Source organism: Micromonospora sp. IBHARD003, assembly GCF_056106285.1.
Map to the genome: position 1 here is coordinate 5,815,047 of NZ_JBWBBX010000001.1, position 19,392 is coordinate 5,834,438.

Sequence of the window (19,392 nt, forward strand, 5' to 3'; positions counted from 1 at the left end):
GGGGGAAAGTACAAATGGGCGCGCTGCCGCTCAGGCGTGAACATCTCCGGCCGGTTCGCGCCCCACCGGTTCGTGCCCGTTCGATGCTTTTCCGATCAAGGCGAATGTCTGCCGGGCGATCTCCAGCTCCTCGTCCGTCGGCACCACCGCGACCGCGACCCGCGCGTGTTCCGGCGAGACGAGCCGCGGCTCACCCGACCGTACGGCGTTCAGCTCCGCGTCCACCACAAGCCCCAGCTCCTCCAGACCGGCGATGGCAGCCTCCCGCACCGAGGGGGCGTTCTCACCGACCCCCGCCGTGAACACCACCGCGTCCACCCGGCCGAGGACCGCGTAATAGGCGCCGATGTACTTCTTCAGCCGGTGGACGTAGATCTCGAACGCGAGCAGCGCACTGCGGTCGCCCTCGTCGATCCGCCGGCGGATCTCCCGCATGTCGTTGTCGCCGCAGAGCCCGATCAGACCGCTCTTCTTGTTGAGCAGTGTGTCGATCTCGTCCAGGGACATCCCGGCCACCCGGCCGAGGTGGAAGATCACCGCCGGGTCGAGATCGCCCGAGCGGGTGCCCATGACGAGCCCCTCCAGCGGGGTCAGCCCCATCGAGGTGTCCACACAGCGGCCGCCGGCGACCGCCGACGCCGACGCGCCGTTGCCCAGGTGCAGCACGATGACGTTGACGTCCTCGGGTGCCTTGCCCAGCAGTTCGGCGGTCTTGCGCGAGACGTACGCGTGCGAGGTGCCGTGGAAGCCGTAGCGGCGGATCCGGTGCGCGTCCGCGGTCTCGGTGTCCAGCGCGTAGCGCGCCGCGTACTCCGGCATCGTCGTGTGGAAGGCGGTGTCGAAGACGGCGACCTGCGGCAGGTCCGGACGCAGCGCGCGTGCGGTGCGGATGCCCGTGATGTTCGCGGGGTTGTGCAGCGGCGCCACCGGGACCAGGCTCTCGATCTCCGCCAGCACCTCGTCGTCGACGACGGTGGGTGCCGTGAACCTCAGCCCGCCGTGCACCACCCGGTGGCCGATCGCCGCGAGTTCGGCGGAGTCCAGACCGAGCCCGTCCTGCGCCAGCTCTCCGGCCACGGCCTTCAGGGCCGCCTCGTGGTCCGGGACCTGGCCCGCGTGCTCACGCGTTCCGGCGCCGGGGCCGGACAGGGCGGTGTGGACCAGCCGTGACGTCTGCTCGCCGATGCGCTCGACGAGGCCGACGGCGAGGCGGGAGCCGTCGCGCATGTCCAGCAGCTGGTACTTGACCGACGAGGAGCCGGAGTTCAGTACCAGGACGCGGGTGGCGCCGGCGTCGCCCGTGGTATCGGGCGTGGCGTTGGCGGTGGCGGTCATGCGGGGAGCTCCTCGGCCTGGGACTGGATCGCGGTGATCGCGACCGTGTTGACGATGTCGCTGACCAGAGCGCCGCGCGAGAGGTCGTTCACCGGCTTGCGCAGCCCCTGGAGCACCGGTCCGACGGCCACGGCCCCGGCCGAGCGCTGCACGGCCTTGTAGGTGTTGTTCCCGGTGTTGAGGTCGGGGAAGATCAGCACGGTCGCCTGGCCCGCCACCTCGGAGTCCGGCAGCTTGGTAGCGGCGACGGACGGCGCGACCGCCGCGTCGTACTGGATCGGGCCCTCGATCTTGAGCTCGGGGTGCCGCTCGCGCACCAGTCCGGTGGCCTCGCGCACCTTGTCCACGTCGGCCCCCGAACCCGAGGTACCGGTGGAGTACGACAGCATCGCGATCCGCGGCTCGACGCCGAAGCGGGCGGCGGTGGCCGCCGACTGCACCGCGATGTCCGCCAGTTGCTCGGCATCCGGGTCGGGGTTGACCGCGCAGTCGCCGTACACCAGGACCCGGTCGGCCAGGCACATGAAGAAGACCGAGGAGACGATCCCGGCATCCGGCTTGGTCTTGATGATCTCGAAGGCGGGCCGGATGGTCGCCGCCGTGGAGTGCACCGCGCCCGAGACCATGCCGTCGGCCAGGCCTTCCTCGACCATCAGGGTGCCGAAGTAGTTGACGTCCGCCACGACGTCGTGCGCCAGCTCCACCGTCACACCGCGGTGGGCGCGCAGTTTCGCGTACAGCTCGGCGAAGCGCTCACGCAGCTCGGAGGTGACCGGGTCGATCAGCTGGACCTCGCCGAGGTCGATACCGAGGTCGGCGGCCTTCTTGCGGATCACATCGGGGTCGCCGAGCAGGGTCAGGTCGCAGACGTCGCGGCGCAGCAGTACGTCGGCGGCGCGCAGCACGCGCTCCTCGGTGCCCTCGGGCAGGACGACCCGGCGCGGGTCGGCGCGGGCCTGCTCCAGCAGATCGTGCTCGAACATCATCGGGGTCACCCGGCCGGTGCGTGCGACCTCGACGCGGTCGAGCAGGCCCGTCGTGTCGACATGGCGCTCGAACAGGCCGATCGCGGTCTCCGCCTTGCGCGGGGTGGCGGCGCTCAACTTCCCTTCCATCGCGAAGAGTTCCGCTGCGGTGGGGAAGGATCCTCCGGGCACCGAGATCACCGGGGTGCCGGGCGCGAGCCGGGAGGCCAGGGTCAGGATCGCGTCGGCGGGCCGCTCGTCGAGCGTGAGCAGCAGGCCCGCGATGGGCGGGGTGCCCGCGGAGTGGGCGGCGAGAGCGCCGACCACCAGGTCGGCGCGGTCGCCGGGAGTGACGACCATGCAGCCGGGTGTCAGGGCCTTCAGCAGGTTCGGCAGCATCGCGCCGCCGAAGACGAAGCCGAGTGCGTCCCGGGCGAGCCCCGAGTCGTCCCCGAGCAGCACGGTCGCCCCCAGGGCGTGGGTGACCTGAGCGACCGTGGGCGCGGCCAGAGCCGGCTCGTCGGGGAGCACATAGCAGGGGACGGGTACGCGGGCCGCCAGCCGTTCGGCGATCACCTCGCGGTCCTCCGGCGCCACCCGGTTCACGACCATCGCGAGGATGTCGCAGCCGAGGACCTCGTAGGCGCGGTGGGCGTTGCGGGTCTCGGCGCGTACGGACTCCGCCGGCTGGCTCTTGCCGCCGACCACGGGTATCACCGAGGCACCGAATTCGTTGGCCAGCCGGGCGTTCAGCGCCAGCTCGTCGGGGAGTTGGGTGTCGTGGAAGTCCGTGCCGAGCACGAGGACCACCTCGTAGTCCCGCGCCACCGTGAGGAAGCGCTCGACCAGCGTGGACACCAGCTCGTCGGTGCCCTTCTCGGCCTGGAGCGCGGCCGCCTCGGCGTAGGTCATGCCGTACACGGACGCCGGATCCTGGGAGAGCCGGTAGCGGACACGCAGGAGATCGAACAGGCGGTCGGGTCCGTCGTGCATCAGGGGGCGGAACACCCCCACCCGGTCCACCTGGCGGGTCAGGAGTTCCATGACTCCCAGCTCCACCACCTGGCGGCCGTCCCCGCGGTCGATCCCGGTCACGTACACGCTGCGCGTCACGCGTGATCTCCTGTTCCTGTGTCGAGTGCGGTGCGTTCTGTGGCGTGTGCCCCCGGGTGTCGAGTGCAGACGTCGGGCCGTCGCGCTGCTCGGCGTCCACCGGTCAAGCTGGCATGCTGGAAAAACCCCGATAGGGTGGCATTGCCCTCTTGACAATACCCCTGCGGGTGGATAGGGCGCCCGCCGCGTGTGGCTGGAGCCCGGGAGTGCGGGACGGAGCGCGGAAAGGGGCACGGAGCGCCGGGAGGGGCGGCCGGAGCACCGGGAGTGGCACGGAGCGCCGGGAGGGGCGCGGTCCGGACCCGGCGTGGAAGAATTGACAGTGGCGTCGCGTATATCAGCCATCAGCCGCATGTACCACCAGCGACCAGGAGAGACGGCACGATGCGCATCGGAGTGCTCACCGCGGGCGGCGACTGCCCCGGCCTGAACGCAGTGATCCGTTCGGTCGTGCACCGGGCCCTGACCGGTTACGGCGACGAAGTCATCGGGTTCGAGGACGGATTCAAGGGCCTGCTCGACGGCCACTACCGCCCGTTGGACCTCAACGCGGTCAGCGGCATCCTCGCCCGCGGCGGAACCATCCTCGGTTCCGCCCGGCTGGAACGGGACCGGCTGCGCGAAGCCGCAGAGAACTGCGAGGAGTTGGCCCGCCGCTACGGTATCGACGTCCTCATCCCGATCGGCGGCGAGGGCACCCTCACCGCGGCCCGGCTGCTGGCCGAGGCCGGTATGCCCGTCGTCGGTGTGCCGAAGACCATCGACAACGACATCTCCGCGACCGACCGCACCTTCGGTTTCGACACCGCCGTCACCGTCGCCACCGAGGCGATCGACCGTCTCAAGACGACGGCCGAATCACACCAGCGGGTCATGGTCGTCGAGGTGATGGGACGCCATGCGGGCTGGATCGCGCTGGAGTCCGGGATGGCGGGCGGTGCCCACGGGATCTGTCTGCCCGAGCGCCGCTTCGAGGTCGACGACCTGGTGAAGATGGTCGAGGAACGCTTCGCACGCGGCAAGAAGTTCGCGGTCGTCTGCGTCGCCGAGGGCGCGCACCCCGCCGAGGGCTCGATGGACTACGAGAAGGGCGCGATCGACCAGTACGGCCACGAGCGCTTCGCCGGCATCGGCAACCGCCTCGCCGACGAACTCGAGCGCCGGCTGGGCACGGAGGCCAAGCCCGTCATCCTCGGGCACGTCCAGCGCGGTGGGGTGCCGACCGCGTACGACAGGGTGCTCGCGACCCGTTTCGGCTGGCACGCCGTGGAGGCCGCACACCGGGGCGACTTCGGGAAGATGACCGCGCTACGCGGCACGCAGGTCGTGCTGGTGCCCCTGGCGGAGGCGGTCACCCGGCTGAAGACGGTTCCGCTGGACCGTGTCTACGAGGCGGAGTCGGTCTTCTGACGCCGCTCATGACACCGGTCTCATGACACCGGTTATGACACCGGTCTTCTGGCGTCGGTCTTCTGCGTCGGGTTTCTCGGTCGGGTTTCCGGCAGTCGGCCCGGGGCACCTGCGCGGCGTCAGCGGCCGGACGGGATCCAGCGGTACTGGAGCTCGGGGCGGCCGATCTGTCCGTACTGGGGGCTGCGGTCCGCCAGGCCCGCGAAGACCAGATGTTCCAGATAGCGGCGCGCGGTGATCCGGGAAATCCCGACGGTGGCCGCGGCCTCGGCCGCGGTGAGCCCTTCCGCGCTGTCGCGCAGCGTCCGGGTCACGGCTTCGAGCGTGGGTGCGCTCAGGCCTTTCGGGAGCGCCGCGGGCTGCGGTGCGCGGAGGGTCGCGAGCGCACGGTCGACCTCGTCCTGACCGGACGCCTCGCCGGCCGTGGCGCGGAACTCGGCGTACCGGGCGAGGCGGTCGCGCAGGGTGGCGAACGTGAACGGCTTGAGGACGTACTGGACGACCCCGAGTGACACCCCCTCGCGGACGACCGCCAGGTCGCGGGCGGAGGTGACGGCGATGACGTCCGCCCCGTGCCCTGCCGCGCGCAGCGACCGCAGCAGCTGGAGCCCGTGCCCGTCGGGCAGATACAGATCCAGCAGGATCAGGTCGACGGGTGTCCGCTCCAGCAGCCGGTGCGCCCCGGCGCGCGAGTGGGCCACGCCGGCGACGGCGAAGCCGGGTACGCGTCCGACATAGAGCGCGTGCGCGTCGGCCGCGACGGGGTCGTCCTCGACGACGAGCACACGGATGGCCTCGGGCGGGACCGGGTTCACGGGGTCACCTCCGCCGAAGCCGAAGCCGAAGCCGAAGCCGAAGCCGAAGCCGGTGCCTGTGTCCGTGCCTGCGTCGCTGATGTCCGCGACGCCCCCGGTGTGCCCGGCAGAGGAGGTGCCGTGCCGGGTCTCCGGGGTGTGCCGGGTCTGCGGGAGGTGTCCGGCGCGTTCATACGCTCACCCCCGCGACGCGCAGCGGCAGCCGGACGGTGAACTGCGCACCGCCGTCCGGGCTCCGGGCGATCTCGACGGTCCCATGACCCCGGTGCGCGGCCTGTCGTACGAGTGCCAGGCCGAGCCCTCTGCCCGGCCCCCGGGTCGACCATCCGCGCTCGAACACGGCGTCCGTGTCCCCGGTGCGCACTCCCGGGCCGCTGTCGCCGACGCGCAGAACGAGCTCGCCCTCTGCGGTACGGGCGGAGACGGTGACCCGTGGCCGGGTGGCATCCGTCCGGGGACGGGGCAACGGCACGCCCGCGCCTGCACCTGCGCTCGGTGCGGATTCCGCACCCGGTGCCGTTTCCGCGCCCGAAGGCTCCGCGCCCGGCGGCTCCGCGTCCGCCTCCGGCGGCTCTTCGGCCACGGCTCCCTCCGGCCCGCCGGGACCGGCCGGCTCATCGCCTTCGGTCGCCGAGGGCGTGGCGGGCGACGCCGCCTCGACCGCGTTGTCGATGAGATTGCCCAGGATGGTCACCAGGTCACGCGCGGGGAGCCACGGGGGCAGCACACCGTCGTCGATGCGGCTGTCGTCCGTGAGGACCAGCTCCACCCCGCTTTCATTGGCCTGGGCGGCCTTGCCCAGCAGCAGGGCGGCCAGAACGGGTTCGGCGACCGCGCTGACCACACGGTCAGTGAGGGCCTGGGCCAGCTCCAGCTCCGCGGTGGCGAAGTGGACCGCCTGGTCCGCGCGGCCCAGCTCGATGAGCGAGACCACGGTGTGCAGACGGTTCGCGGCCTCGTGGGCCTGGGCGCGCAGTGCCTGCGTGAATCCGCGTTCGGAGTCCAGCTCGCCCGTGAGGGACTGCAGTTCGGTGTGATCCCGCAGGGTGACGACGGTGCCGCGGCGTTCCCCGCCGACCACCGGCTGGGTGGAGACGACGAGCACCCGGTCCGCGGTCAGATACAGCTCGTCCACGCGCGGCTCGCTGGCCAGCAGGGCACCGGTGATCCCGGGCGGCAGGCCGAGCTCGTCCGCGCCCAGGCCCACGACGTCGGTGCCCAGACCCAGCAGCTCCCGGGCGCCGTCGTTGATCAGGGCCACCCGTCGCTGTCCGTCCAGCATCAGCAGTCCCTCGCGTACCGCGTGCAGCGTGGCCTCGTGGTAGTCGTGCATCCGGCTGAGCTCGGCGGCGTTCATCCCGTGTGTGTGGCGCCGCAGCCTGGCGTTGATCACATAGGTGCCGGCACCGCCCAGCGTCAGGGCGCCCCCGGCCATCCCCAGCAGCGCCGCGACCTGCTGACGGACCTGTGCGCTGATTCTCTCGATGGTGATGCCCGCGCTGACGAGCGCGACGATCCGGCTGCCGTCCCGCACCGGGGTCACCGTCCGCACCGATCGCCCGAGCACTCCCGTGTGCGTTTCCGAGAACGTGCGTCCGCGCAGCGCCTCGTCGGTGTGGCCGATGTAGGTGCGGCCGATCTGCTCCGGCTCCGGGTGGGTCCAGCGCGTCCCGTCCGGTGCCATGATCACCACGAAGTCGACGTCGGAGTCCTTGCGCAGTTTCTCGGCATAGGGCTGGAGCACCGCGCTCGCCTTCGCCACCCTTGTGGCCCTCGCGGAGGCGGCCCCGTCACGGGGCCCGGCGTCCGGCGCGGACTTCCCCGCCTCCCGGGCGGCCGCCACGACCGACGGCGAGTCGGCCACCGCCGTCGCGGTCGCCACCGTCTGCCGCCGTGCGGTCTCCTCGGCCTGGGCGCGGTCGGTGAGGTAGGCGAACACCGCGCACCCGGCCACGATCGCGGCGACCAGCACGACCTGCATCGCGAAGAGCTGGCCGGCGAGGCTCCGGGGCTGCCGAATGTGCATGGCGTAAGTCTGCCTGGCCGGATTCGTGTGAACGAAACGTACGTAAGGGTGACCAGCGTCACAGGGTGGTGGACGGTGAACCGACACAAGCCCGGCTTCGTTCCCGCCGATGTCCACAACGCGTCGGTAACGAACAGTCGTGGCAGTCCAAAGGGACGTGGACGTTTCACCAGGCCGAGGAGGAATCCCCGTGGCAACCGCACCAAAAGCCGCAAGGCGGGACCGCACCCACTATTTGTATCTCGCCGTCATCGGTGCCGTCGCCCTCGGCATCATCGTGGGCTTCGCGGCGCCGGGCGTCGCCGTCGAGCTCAAGCCCATCGGCACCGGGTTTGTGAACCTGATCAAGATGATGATCTCGCCGATCATCTTCTGCACGATCGTGCTCGGCGTGGGCTCGGTCCGCAAGGCCGCCAAGGTCGGCGCGGTCGGCGGGCTCGCGCTCGGCTACTTCCTCGTGATGTCGACCGTCGCCCTCGGTATCGGCCTGGTCGTCGGCAACATCCTGGAGCCCGGTTCCGGTCTCCACCTCACCGAGGCCGTGAAGGCGGCGGGCGAGAAGCAGGCGACGGGCGCGAGCGCGAGCACCGCGGACTTCCTGCTCGGCATCATCCCGAAGACCCTGGTCTCCGCGTTCACCGAGGGGATGGTGCTCCAGACGCTGCTGGTCGCCCTTCTGGCGGGCTTCGCCCTGCAGGCCATGGGCACGGCGGGGGAGCCGATCCTGCGCGGTATCGGCCACATCCAGCGGCTCGTCTTCCGCATCCTCGCGATGATCATGTGGGTCGCTCCGGTGGGCGCCTTCGGCGCGATCGCCGCGGTGGTGGGTGAGACGGGCATCGACGCGCTGAAGTCCCTCGCCGTCATCATGATCGGCTTCTACATCACCTGTGCGCTCTTCGTCCTGGTGGTGCTGGGCACGTTGCTCCGCCTGGTGTCCGGTGTGAATCTGTTCGCCCTGCTGAAGTACCTGGGCCGGGAGTTCCTGCTGATCCTCTCCACCTCGTCGTCGGAGTCGGCACTGCCGCGCCTGATCGCGAAGATGGAGCACCTGGGCGTCTCGAAGCCCGTCGTCGGCATCACCGTGCCGACCGGATACTCGTTCAACCTGGACGGCACCGCGATCTATCTGACGATGGGCTCCCTCTTCGTCGCCGAGGCGATGGGTACCCCGCTGTCGGTCGGTGAGCAGATCTCGCTGCTGATCTTCATGATCATCGCGTCCAAGGGCGCGGCGGGAGTCACCGGCGCGGGACTGGCCACCCTCGCGGGCGGCCTCCAGTCGCACAAGCCGGAGCTCGTGGACGGCGTCGGCCTCATCGTCGGCATCGACCGCTTCATGAGCGAGGCCCGCGCCCTCACCAACTTCGCCGGCAACGCCGTCGCGACCGTACTCATCGGCACCTGGACCAAGGAGATCGACAAGGAGCGGGTCGCCGAGGTCCTCGCCGGACGGATTCCGTTCGACGAGCAGACGTTCGTCGACGACCACGCGCCCGCCGCGGCCGACGTACCCGAACAGCGCGAGGAGCGGACGCAGGTGCCGGCCGCGAAGGTCTGAGCCGCAGAGCGTGCCCTCCTCCCCGGGCCGCCTGCCACCCGGATCGCCCACCCCCCTCGGGCGATCCGCCCTACGGGCCCCGGCCGCCGCGCCGGGGCCCGTAGGGGGCTTCTGGCGGGATCTCCGCGGCGTCACGGAGATCCATCAGAATTCAGGCCGCCGGGAAGGAGAACACCGCGCACGTCGTCGTCCCGTGCGCGTACAGCTTCCCGTCCTCGGCGCCCACGACCCGGGCCTCGGCCGTCGCCGTGGTGCGCCCGACGTGCAGCGCCGTGCCCGTGACCCGCAGCGGCGGAGTGTCGGCGAAGACCGGCCGGATCAGATTCACGTTGATCTGGGTGGTCGTGTACGTCGACCCCGCGGGCAGCCGGCTCATCACGGCCGAGCTGAGCGCCGCGTCCATCACGGCGGTGAGGAAGCCGCCGTGCACGCTGCCCATCGGGTTGTAGAGGTGCTCTCCGTGCTCGGTCTCGAAGACCGCGAGACCGTCGCCGACCTCGACGAAGCGGAACCCGAGCGTGCTCATGATCGGCGCCGCCGGGAACCGGCCGTCGATCCCCGCCTGGAGGATCTCGCGTCCCGTCATCTTCAGGATGCCGGCGCTCGGCCGCACCGGCGCGCCCCAGGTGTGTGTGCGGGTCCGGGGGGCCGCGAGGGTCTCTTCACCGCTGGTGTGCGTACTCATGTCAGGTATCCAACCCCGGGGACCCATCACCGGGGAGTGTCGTATCCGACGCGGTTGATACGATTCCCGTCATGACGGAGGCGGCATGGTGAAGGTCGCGGTCCTCGCGCTCGACGGCGTCTTCGGCTCCGGGCTGTCCGCGATCCTCGACGTGCTCCACTCCGCCAACGCCATGCGCGGCGAGCTGCCGCAGCCCCCTCCCGAGTGGGATATCCGCACGGTCGGATTCCGCCGCCGGGTCACCAGCGGAGTCGGCCACACCGTGCCCGCCGAGCCCGTCGAAACCGTCCACGACAGCGATCTGCTGATCGTGCCCGCGGTCACCGAGCGCAGGCCGGAGGCCCTGATCTCGTTCGTGTCGGGGAACGCCACCCGGGCCGCCCGGGGACTGCTCGCCGAGGTCCGGTCAGCCGGCACCCCGGTCGCGTCCGCCTGTACGGGCACCTTCCTGCTGGCCGAGTCCGGAGTGCTCGACGGGCAGCGGGCGACGACAAGCTGGTGGCTGTCGCCCGTCTTCCGGGCGCGCTATCCGGCCGTCGACCTCGACGACACCTCGATGGTGACGGTGTCCGGCGGTATCACCACGGCGGGGGCGGCCTTCTCCCATCTGGACCTCGCCCTGTCCGTCGTCCGCACGGCCAGCCCGGCCCTCGCCGATCTCATCTCCCGCTACCTCGTGGTCGACGACCGGCCTTCCCAGGCCGCGTACACCATCCCCGCCGCACTCGCCCAGAGCGACCCCACCGTCTCGGCCTTCGAGCGCTGGGCCCGCGAGCACCTCCACGAGCCCCTCGTGGTCTCCGAGGCGGCCCGGGCCCTCGGCATCAGCGAGCGCACGCTGCAGCGGGCCGTCTCCCGCACCCTGGGCGCGACCCCGGTTCGGTTCGTCCAGGACCTGCGCGTCGAGCAGGCGAGCCATCTGCTGCGGACCACCACCCTGCCGCTGCCCGTCATCGCCCGACGGGTCGGGTACGAGAACCCGGGCACGCTGCGACTCCTGCTGCGCACTCGAGCGGGCACGTCGGCCACCCGCCTGCGCGGGCGTGTCTGAGTCCCACTCGGCCGCCTCCGGATGGCCGCTGTGCCCTTGGTGCCCGAGGGTGGGAGCGTGGCCGCGTCCGGCGGTGCACCGGAAAACGGGAGACGGAGATGCCGAAGTTCCTCATCCAGGCGAACTACACCGCCGAAGGCACCCAGGGTCTGATCGCCGAGGGCGGTACGGGGCGCAGGGAAGCGGTGGAGAGGACTCTCGCGTCGTGCGGGGGCACCCTCGAGTGGATGTACTACGCGCTCGGTGACGACGATCTGTACATCGTCGCCGACATGCCCGACGACGTCTCCATGGTCGCCACCTCCATCGCGGTACGCGCCACGGGCGCCGTGACGTCCCGGGCCGTGCCGCTGCTCAGCCCGGAGGACATCGACACCGCCGTCAGGAAGACGATCGACTTCCGTACTCCGGGGGCGTGATCCCCCCGGACGCCGGTCTTGGCGGGCGTGCCGCCGGGCCGGCCGACCCGGCGGCACCCAGGGCCGCTCACTGCTCGATCGGACGCCCGTCCGTCCCGCAGATGTAGCCCGCCACGACACAGTCCCGCACCCGGCGCTCCAGCTCTGCCTGGTCCCAGGCGTTGAAGAAGTCGCCGTGGAAGGTGTAGCCGGGCGCGTCGGTGACGTTCACTCCGCCACGGGTGCCCGCCAGAGTGAGCCCGCCTCCGGTCACCGGCCAGGTGATCAGCAGTTCCAGACGCGGCACGATCACGGGGTGACTCGGCGGGCAGGTCTGTCCGGTCGCGTACGCCATGTGGTCGCGGTGGTTGGCGCTGTCCAGGTTCTTCCCGTCCCAGCAGGTGGGGAAGTCGAGGTAGTTCTCGAGCTTGTGGCCGGGCGGGCAGTTCATGAAGTCCCGGCCGGACTCGGGTCGGCCGACACAGGACCAGCGCGCGGCCGGGTTCTGGTCGGGTGAGGTGGCCAGGGCGTTGCCGACGACGTAGCGCAGTCCGCGCGGATGAGCGACGGCGCGGGTGTGGGCGGTGATGCCCTGGTAGTAGACCGTGACCCGCTCGGGGGCCACGGGGACTCCGTTCCGGTAGAGGGTGGGCGTCCAGTAGGAGGAGAGGTCGGTCCGCGGAGTGCAGTTGGTGGTGCCGGCGCTCAGCGACTGCAGCGTCGACGAGGCGTTCGCGGACCTGTTCCCGTAGAACTCGTGGATGTGTGAGCGTCCCGCCTGGCCGGGGAAGACGATCGGGTCGTCGCCCCGGCGGTGACTGGAGAAGCAGTCCGCGCGGAACTCGCTGCCGCGCAGCGGCGCCGCGGCCTGAGCCACGATCGCCGCCGCCTGGGCCTTGGTGTAGGAGTACGTGTGTGCCTGGTGGTTCATCGGGACGTGGCTGTCGCCGTGGCCGTCCGTACCGGGCGCGCAGCCCGCGGTGGCCAGGAAGAGCAGGGCTGCCGCGCCCGCGAGAAATGTGCGGATCAGCATGTCGGTCCTCCGCTCAGCCGAACGGAATGCGGACGACGGACTGGTTGCCGGTGCCGAGTGTGCTGCCGCCGTTCCCGATCGCGCTCCACACCTCGACCCGCACCCTGCCGCCGTTCAGATCGCCGTGCGTGCCGGTGGCGGACTTCAGTCCCGCGGCCTGGGTGTAGCGCTCGTACCCGGGCACGGGGTCGGTGGCGAAGTAGTGGTACGTCTCCGTGCGGTCCCAGGTGCCGTCGCCGGTGCGGTCGTAACTCACCTTCACCTGCTGGCCGTTCGCGACCGTCGTGCCCGCGTCCACGAACAGGTCGAACTGCGTGGACCCGCCGTTGTACGGGCGGGTGATCGGCCCTGAGGTGAACACCTGAGGCTGGTACGGGGTGCCGTCGCGATTGACGCCGCCCGCCGAGGCCAGTGTGACCGCGGTGGCCGATGCCGTCGCGTCACCCGCGCTGCCGCCGGTGCGCAGATACAGCCGGGAGGAGCCGGACGGGGGAGGGTCCGTCGGGCCCGGCGGGGTCGTACCGCCGCCCCGGGTCCACACCGCGACGTAGTCCACGAGCATCGCCCGGCCCGGGACGGTGGCCGCCGTCGGGGTCCTGCCGCCCAGCGCATCGGGGAACGCGCCGCCGATCGCCACATTGAGCAGGATGAAGTATCCGGCGTGTTCGGTCATCTCGGCCCAGGTCCCGGCGCCCACACGGTTCTGGTTCACACTGTGGAAGAGCTGGCCGTCGACGTACCAGCGCAGCTCGTTGGGCGAGACGGAGCGGTCCCACTCGAAACGGTAGGTGTGGAACGCGGACTGGCAGCTCGCACCGGGGCAGGCGCGGCTGGCGCCGATGCCGGTGGTCTCGTTGCACGGCCCGCCCGGGTTCACTCCGCAATGGAGCACCCCCCAGACGGAGTTGATGCCGTTGACGTTCTCCATGATGTCGAACTCGCCTATGCCGGGCCAGTTCCAGTAGTTGCCCCGGTAGGGGGCACCGAGGGCCCAGAAGGCGGGCCAGTAGCCGAGTGCCGCGTCGCCGGTGACATCGGGCATCCGGATCCTGCCCTCGATGCGCAGGGTGCCGCCGGCCGGCGCCTTGAAGTCGGCGCGGCGGGTCTCGATGCGGCCCGAGGTCCAGTTGCCCGCACCGTCGCGCAGCGGGGTGATGCGGAGGTTGCCGCCGCCGTCGAGTGAGACGTTGTCGGGGCTCGAGGTGTAGTTCTGGATCTCGCCCGTGCCCCAGTTGCCGGGGCCTCCGGGGTAGTTGTGGCCGGTGTCGATCTGCCATTCGGCGGACGAGGGCAGGGTGCCCGCAGTGCCCTGGAAGTCGTCGCTCCAGCGCAGGTCCCAGCCGGGTGCGGAGGGAACCGCACCTCGGGCGGTCCCTGCCCCGCCGATGGCGAGAACACCGGCGATGGCGACGGCCAGGGCGAGCAGTGCGGTGAAGACGGGTGAGCGTGAGGAGGTCGTGATGCGGCTCGTGCTCAAGGAACACCTCCGGTGGGGGGTGGTGCCGTGGGGTTCTGAGAGCGCTCTCAAGGGTCTTGTAAGGGGAGATGGGGCCGCCGTCAATGACCCGGCTGTCTCGATTTCCCCCGCCGCACAACGGAGTTGGAGCCCTGGCACGCGAGATGGATGGACCGGGTCAGGACCCGGCGCCGTACGTCAGCCGCCGCAGCACCACCTCGGCCGGTCCCCGGCGCCCTGCGCGCTCCAGGGCGTAGGCAGCGGCCACGGTGACCAGCCAGACGCCCAGGGCGAGCAGCGCCATGCCGGCGCCGCTCAGATGGGCGCCGAGGCCGAGGCCCCAGGCGGCGAGCAGTGGGGCGAAGATCAGTGAGTGCGTGAGATAGCTGGACAGTGACCGCTTGCCGACGGCGGAGACGGCGGTCAGAGCCGTGGTGCCCGGGCGCGCCGGACGGTGCGTCCACCAGTGGGCGAAGAGCGTGATGGCGGCGATGTAGCCGAGTCCGCCGGCCATCCGTCTTTCGTCGACGCGGCGTTGACGAAAGTAGTCGGCACAAAAGAAAAGCCCCCGGACCGAATTGACGGCCGGGGTATTTCCTCGCGTATATTGAATGGTTCCGCATGCGGACACGCCAAAAGCGCGGGAAACTCGAATAAGCGAACTCTATCGGGTCGGGAGCTGAATTGTCAACCGAGGAATTGCGGCAGGAACAACAATTCGTCTCCGTCGTCCATGAGCGGCTGGACCAGCTCAGGGCGGAGGCCGAGGCCGCCGCGTCCGCCGTCGTCGGGCAGACCGGCACCGGACGCCAGGCGCGCGTCGAGCGCGACATCGCCGTGATCGAGCACTCCTCGACACTCGCCGCGCTGAACGCTGCCGACACCGGCCTGTGTTTCGGGCGGATCGACCACCGGGACGGCGTGACGCACCACATCGGCCGCACCGGAATCCGCCGCGACGACGCCGAACGCACCCCGCTCCTGATCGACTGGCGCGCTCCCGTCGCCCGGCCGTTCTATCTCGCCACCGGATACGCCTCCATGGGGCTGCGCCGCCGCCGGCACATCACCACCGAGGGGCGCACCGTCACCGCCCTGCACGACGAGATCATGGATCTCAACGACACCACCCGCACCGGATACGAGTCGCACGACGCCGACGAGGTGCTGCTCGCGTCCCTCAACAGCGCCCGCACCGGCCGGATGGCGGACATCGTCGCCACGATCCAGGCCGAGCAGGACCGCATCATCCGCGCCCCCCAGCACGGGGTGCTCGTCGTCGAGGGCGGTCCCGGCACCGGCAAGACCGCCGTCGCGCTGCACCGGGCCGCCTATCTGCTGTACGCCTTCCGGGAACAGCTGGCCAAGCGGGCCGTGCTGATCGTGGGCCCCAACCCGGCGTTCCTCGGATACATCGGCGAGGTGCTGCCCTCGCTCGGTGAGACGGGTGTGCTCCTCGCGACCGTCGGCGAACTGTTCCCCGGTGTGCACGCCACCGGCACCGACAGCCCCGCCGCCGCGGCCGTGAAGGGCCGCGCGGACATGGCCCGCGTCCTCGCCGAAGCGGTCAGGGACCGGCAGCAGGTGCCCGAGAAGGGCGACCCGATCGTCATCCCGCACGACGACGGGGACCTGATCCTCGACTGGGACATGGCCGTCGAAGCCCGGCACAAGGCCCGCGAGACCGGGCTGCCGCACAACCTCGCCCGCCCCTACTTCGTCTTCCACCTCATCGACGACCTCACCACCCAGCTCGCCGACCGGATCGGCGCCGACCCCTACGGCGGCCCCAACTTCCTCGGCCCCGACGACATCGCCCAGCTCGGCAAGGGCGTCGCGGCGAGCGCCGAGGTGCACTCCGCCATCGCGTCGCTGTGGCCGCCGCTCACCCCGCAGGAGTTCCTGGCCGGCTACCTGGCCGACCCGGTCCATCTGGACGACGACGAGGCCGCGTTGATCCGGCGCACCGGTGGCGGCTGGACCTCCGCGGACGTACCCCTCCTCGACGAGGTGGCGGAGCTGCTCGGTGAGGACGACTCCGGGGCCCGGGCCGCCGCCGAGGCCGAGCGCGCCCGCCAGATCGCCTATGCGCAGGGCGTCCTGGACGTCTCGTACGCCTCCCGCACCTATGAGTTCGAGGACAAGGAGGAGGTCGACGCGGACGCGTCCGAGGTGCTCTCCGCCCACGACATCATCGACGCCGAGCGGATGGCCGAACGCCACGAGGAACGCGATCACCGCAGCGCGGCCGAACGCGCGGCCGCCGACCGGACCTGGGCCTTCGGGCACATCATCGTCGACGAGGCCCAGGAACTGTCGGCGATGGCCTGGCGGCTGCTGATGCGGCGCAGCCCGAACCGCTCCATGACCCTGGTCGGCGACCCGGCGCAGACCGCCGACACGGCCGGTGTCGGCACCTGGAAGGAGATCCTCGAACCGTACGTCCAGGACCGCTGGCAGCACACCAGACTCGGGGTCAACTACCGTACGCCCGCCGAGATCATGGATCTGGCCGCGGCGGCGCGCCGGGCGAGCCACCCCGGCTTCGAGCCGCCGAAGTCGGTGCGGGCGACCGGGACCGAGCCGTGGGCGGAGCGGGTCGTACCGGGGGAACGGGCCGCGGCGGTGCTCGCCGCCGTCGAGCGCGAGAAGCCGGCGGAAGGACGGCTCGCGGTGATCGCGCCACGGGAACTGCACGGCGAGCTGCGGGCCCTCGGCGACGAGACGGTCGATCTGACGCGGACCGTGGTGCTGCTCGACCCGCGCCAGGCGAAGGGCCTCGAGTTCGACGCCGTGATCGTGGTGGAGCCGGGGCTGTTCGGGGACAGCGACCTCTATGTGGCGCTGACCCGGGCCACTCAGTGCCTCGGCCTGGTGTACACGGGCGAGCTGCCCGCCGGGCTCGCGGGACGTCTCGTGCCGTGACCGGAAAGGTTCACCGGCTCGCGAAGCCCAGCACCGCGACTCGCTGCGTTTGTCGCATCACCCACGTACGCCCAGTACGAGAGCGACGCTCCGCCTTGCGATCCTTCCCCTCGGCACCCTGGGCCTTCAGAGACCCCATGCACCGGACGCCGCGAACTTCCCGGCAAACCTCTCCGGTCGCGGCACTGGGTCCGACGGGATGAGCGGCCGGGGGGGGCGGGTGAACCACCCGTCCCCCCGCCTCCGGTCCCGCCGGACCGGTACCGCCACCGGGGTCACACCGGCTTCAGCCACACCGTGGCCAGAGGCGGCAGGGTCAGCTGGACACTGGTCCGGTGACCGTGCGCGGGGACGGACTCGGGCTTCAGGGGCTCGGTGTTGAGCACATCGCTGCCCCCGTAGCGGGCCGCGTCCGTGTTCAGCACCTCCGCCCAGGAGGAGACCGCCGGCGGGACGCCGAGTCGGTACTCCTGGCGTACGACGGGCGAGAAGTGGGACACCGCGAGCAGCGGGCCGCCGTTCGCGTCGTAGCGCAGGAAGGCGAGGACGTTGTCCTCGGCCGCCCCGCCGTCCACCCACGAGAAGCCCTCGGGCACGGTGTCCCGCTGCCACAGTGCGGGTGTGGCCGCGTAGACGGTGTTGAGTGCGCGTACCAGCTCCCGTACACCCCGGTGGTCGCCGGCCGAGTGGTACGTCTCGTCCATCAGCCACCATTCGGGGCCGTGCTCGTGGGACCACTCCGCCCCCTGGGCGAACTCCTGGCCCATGAAAAGCAGTTGCTTGCCCGGATGCGCCCACATGAAGCCGAGATACGCCCGGTGGTCGGCGCGCCGCTGCCACCAGTCGCCGGGCATCTTCGACACCAGCGCCCGCTTGCCGTGCACCACCTCGTCGTGCGAGATCGGCAGCACGTAGTTCTCGCTGTACGCGTACACCATCGAGAACGTCAGCTCGTTGTGGTGGTACTTGCGGTGTACCGGCTCGTGCTCGATGTAGCCGAGCGAGTCGTGCATCCAGCCCATGTTCCACTTCAGACCGAAGCCGAGACCGCCGAAGCCGCCGGGGCCGGCGTGGTGGGTGGCACGGGTGACCCCGTCCCAGGCCGTGGACTCCTCGGCGATCGTGACCACACCAGGGCAGCGCCGGTAGACGGTCGCGTTCATCTCCTGCAGGAAGGCCACCGCGTCGAGGTTCTCCCGGCCGCCGTGCTCGTTCGGGGTCCACTGGCCGTGCTCGCGCGAGTAGTCGAGGTAGAGCATGGAGGCGACCGCGTCCACCCGCAGGCCGTCGATGTGGAACTCCTCGCACCAGTACACGGCGTTGGCGACGAGGAAGTTGCGCACCTCCTTGCGGCCGTAGTCGAACTCGAGCGTGCCCCAGTCGGGATGTGAGGCACGGGCCGGATCGGCGTGCTCGTACAGCGGCCGGCCGTCGAACTCGGCCAGCGCCCAGTCGTCGCGGGGGAAGTGCGCCGGGACCCAGTCCATGATCACGCCGATCCCGGCCCGGTGCAGGGCGTCGATCAGACAGCGGAAGTCGTCCGGTGTGCCCATCCGGGCCGTGGGGGCGTAGAAGCCGGTGACCTGGTAGCCCCAGGAGCCACCGAAGGGATGCTCGGCGACCGGCATCAGCTCCACGTGCGTGAAGCCGAGGTCCCGCACATAGGCGGGAAGCTGTGTGGCCAGCTGGCGGTACGTCAGCCCCGGGCGCCAGGAGGGGAGGTGGACCTCGTACACGGAGAAGGGCGCCTCGTGCACCGGCCGGTCGCCGCGGTGGGCCATCCACTCCTCGTCGCGCCACACATGGTGGGACTCGGTGACGACGGAGGCGTTCGCGGGCGGCGCCTCGGTGCGCCGGGCCATGGGATCGGCGCGCACCGTGTGCGAGCCGTCGGGCCGGGTGATGTCGAACTTGTAGAGGGCCCCCTCACCCACACCCGGTACGAACAGCTCCCACACCCCGGACGAACCGAGCGAGCGCAGCCCGAACGCGGTGCCGTCCCAGTAGTTGAAGTCCCCGATCAGCCGCACCCCCCGGGCGTTCGGCGCCCACACCGTGAATCGGGTGCCCGTCACGCCCTGGTGGGTCATCGGACGTGCGCCGAGGGCGTGCCACAGTTCCTCGTGCCGCCCCTCTCCGATCAGATGCAGATCGAGCTCGCCGAGCGCGGGCAGGAAGCGGTAGGGGTCCGCGAACTCGACCGTGGCGTCTTCGTACCTGACCTGGAGCGAGTACTCCGGCGCCTGGCGCATCGGCAGCACCCCCGAGAACAGCCCCTCGCCTTCCTCGTGCAGCTCGGCCCGCAGCCCCTTGCCCAGCACCGTGACCGACAGGGCGTACGGGCGCAGCACCCGGATCACCACCCCGCCGCGGGTGAGATGGGCCCCGAGGAGGGCGTGCGGATCGTGGTGCTCGCCGCTCAGCAGCCGCTCCCGGTCGGTGTCGGCGAGCGGCTTGGCGGGCCGCACACCGTGGCTGGCCGTCGACGTGCTTCTGACGGACTGCGGCGTGGTGGCGGCTGCGGCGGACTGCGGCTCGGGCGGCTGGGCGGCTGGCATGCGGGGGGTCACGGGGACGGCCTCCTTGGCGCGTTGGGGTGGGCGGTGGGCAAGCGGGGCG

Annotated in this window: 14 protein-coding genes; 5 read left to right on the top strand and 9 right to left on the bottom strand. The window is 71.1% G+C overall.

The window, feature by feature from the left end:
- Window positions 1-30: 30 nt before the first annotated feature.
- A complete protein-coding gene (locus tag ACTWOL_RS25940; RefSeq protein WP_474299196.1) occupies window positions 31-1,335 on the bottom strand; it encodes an acetate kinase in 1,305 nt (434 codons plus the stop codon).
- Window positions 1,332-3,413, bottom strand: a complete 2,082-nt coding sequence (gene pta, locus ACTWOL_RS25945; protein WP_474299197.1) for a phosphate acetyltransferase — start codon at window positions 3,411-3,413, stop codon at window positions 1,332-1,334. Before pta ends, ACTWOL_RS25940 begins: the two co-directional genes overlap by 4 nt.
- Before the next feature lie 384 nt (window positions 3,414-3,797).
- Here pta and ACTWOL_RS25950 point away from each other — a divergent pair, with 384 nt between their 5' ends.
- Window positions 3,798-4,823 (top strand): ATP-dependent 6-phosphofructokinase, encoded by a 1,026-nt coding sequence (locus tag ACTWOL_RS25950; RefSeq protein WP_474299198.1) that lies wholly within the window; start codon window positions 3,798-3,800, stop codon window positions 4,821-4,823.
- Window positions 4,824-4,942: 119 nt separating this feature from the next.
- Here the strand turns inward: ACTWOL_RS25950 and ACTWOL_RS25955 are convergent, their stop codons facing one another.
- Window positions 4,943-5,638 (bottom strand): response regulator, encoded by a 696-nt coding sequence (locus ACTWOL_RS25955; RefSeq protein ID WP_474299199.1) that lies wholly within the window; start codon window positions 5,636-5,638, stop codon window positions 4,943-4,945.
- Between the two features lie 169 nt (window positions 5,639-5,807).
- Window positions 5,808-7,664 carry a sensor histidine kinase gene (locus ACTWOL_RS25960; RefSeq protein ID WP_474299200.1) on the bottom strand — a complete coding sequence of 619 codons (1,857 nt, stop codon included), beginning with the start codon at window positions 7,662-7,664 and terminating at the stop codon, window positions 5,808-5,810.
- Between the two features lie 190 nt (window positions 7,665-7,854).
- Between ACTWOL_RS25960 and ACTWOL_RS25965 the strand changes: the two genes are divergently transcribed.
- Window positions 7,855-9,225, top strand: a complete 1,371-nt coding sequence (locus ACTWOL_RS25965; RefSeq protein ID WP_474299201.1) for a cation:dicarboxylate symporter family transporter — start codon at window positions 7,855-7,857, stop codon at window positions 9,223-9,225.
- Between the two features lie 151 nt (window positions 9,226-9,376).
- Here the strand turns inward: ACTWOL_RS25965 and ACTWOL_RS25970 are convergent, their stop codons facing one another.
- Window positions 9,377-9,910 (bottom strand): PaaI family thioesterase, encoded by a 534-nt coding sequence (locus ACTWOL_RS25970; RefSeq protein WP_474299202.1) that lies wholly within the window; start codon window positions 9,908-9,910, stop codon window positions 9,377-9,379.
- 85 nt (window positions 9,911-9,995) lie between these two features.
- Between ACTWOL_RS25970 and ACTWOL_RS25975 the strand changes: the two genes are divergently transcribed.
- Window positions 9,996-10,961, top strand: a complete 966-nt coding sequence (locus tag ACTWOL_RS25975) for a GlxA family transcriptional regulator (protein WP_474299203.1) — start codon at window positions 9,996-9,998, stop codon at window positions 10,959-10,961.
- 98 nt (window positions 10,962-11,059) lie between these two features.
- Window positions 11,060-11,380: a GYD domain-containing protein gene (locus ACTWOL_RS25980; protein ID WP_474299204.1), complete on the top strand. Its 321-nt coding sequence runs from the start codon at window positions 11,060-11,062 to the stop codon at window positions 11,378-11,380.
- Window positions 11,381-11,447: 67 nt separating this feature from the next.
- Here ACTWOL_RS25980 and ACTWOL_RS25985 read toward each other — a convergent pair whose 3' ends face one another.
- From ACTWOL_RS25985 to ACTWOL_RS25995, 3 genes are all read right to left on the bottom strand, one after another.
- Window positions 11,448-12,392, bottom strand: a complete 945-nt coding sequence (locus tag ACTWOL_RS25985; RefSeq protein ID WP_474299205.1) for a DUF1996 domain-containing protein — start codon at window positions 12,390-12,392, stop codon at window positions 11,448-11,450.
- Between the two features lie 13 nt (window positions 12,393-12,405).
- Window positions 12,406-13,869, bottom strand: coding sequence for a glycoside hydrolase family 16 protein (locus ACTWOL_RS25990; protein ID WP_474299206.1), 1,464 nt, complete (start codon window positions 13,867-13,869; stop codon window positions 12,406-12,408).
- Window positions 13,870-14,026: 157 nt separating this feature from the next.
- A complete protein-coding gene (locus ACTWOL_RS25995) occupies window positions 14,027-14,362 on the bottom strand; it encodes a DUF418 domain-containing protein (protein WP_474299207.1) in 336 nt (111 codons plus the stop codon).
- Between the two features lie 170 nt (window positions 14,363-14,532).
- On the opposite strand from ACTWOL_RS25995, the gene ACTWOL_RS26000 reads away from it, so the two are divergent.
- A complete protein-coding gene (locus ACTWOL_RS26000; protein WP_474299208.1) occupies window positions 14,533-16,773 on the top strand; it encodes a HelD family protein in 2,241 nt (746 codons plus the stop codon).
- Between the two features lie 275 nt (window positions 16,774-17,048).
- On the opposite strand, the gene glgB is transcribed toward ACTWOL_RS26000, so the two are convergent.
- The gene (gene glgB / locus ACTWOL_RS26005) at window positions 17,049-19,343 is read right to left on the bottom strand and encodes a 1,4-alpha-glucan branching enzyme (RefSeq protein ID WP_474299209.1); all 2,295 of its coding nucleotides are present in this window, start codon (window positions 19,341-19,343) and stop codon (window positions 17,049-17,051) included.
- Window positions 19,344-19,392: the final 49 nt, after the last annotated feature.

What these genes read in the sequence shown, in the direction of transcription:
- ACTWOL_RS25940 (WP_474299196.1), bottom strand. Translation starts at nt 1,335, where the DNA reads ATGACCGCCACCGCCAACGCCACGCCCGATACCACGGGCGACGCCGGC.
- ACTWOL_RS25980 (WP_474299204.1), top strand. Translation starts at nt 11,060, where the DNA reads ATGCCGAAGTTCCTCATCCAGGCGAACTACACCGCCGAAGGCACCCAG.
- ACTWOL_RS25970 (WP_474299202.1), bottom strand. Translation starts at nt 9,910, where the DNA reads ATGAGTACGCACACCAGCGGTGAAGAGACCCTCGCGGCCCCCCGGACC.
- ACTWOL_RS25985 (WP_474299205.1), bottom strand. Translation starts at nt 12,392, where the DNA reads ATGCTGATCCGCACATTTCTCGCGGGCGCGGCAGCCCTGCTCTTCCTG.
- ACTWOL_RS25975 (WP_474299203.1), top strand. Translation starts at nt 9,996, where the DNA reads ATGGTGAAGGTCGCGGTCCTCGCGCTCGACGGCGTCTTCGGCTCCGGG.
- ACTWOL_RS25950 (WP_474299198.1), top strand. Translation starts at nt 3,798, where the DNA reads ATGCGCATCGGAGTGCTCACCGCGGGCGGCGACTGCCCCGGCCTGAAC.
- ACTWOL_RS25960 (WP_474299200.1), bottom strand. Translation starts at nt 7,664, where the DNA reads ATGCACATTCGGCAGCCCCGGAGCCTCGCCGGCCAGCTCTTCGCGATG.
- ACTWOL_RS25995 (WP_474299207.1), bottom strand. Translation starts at nt 14,362, where the DNA reads ATGGCCGGCGGACTCGGCTACATCGCCGCCATCACGCTCTTCGCCCAC.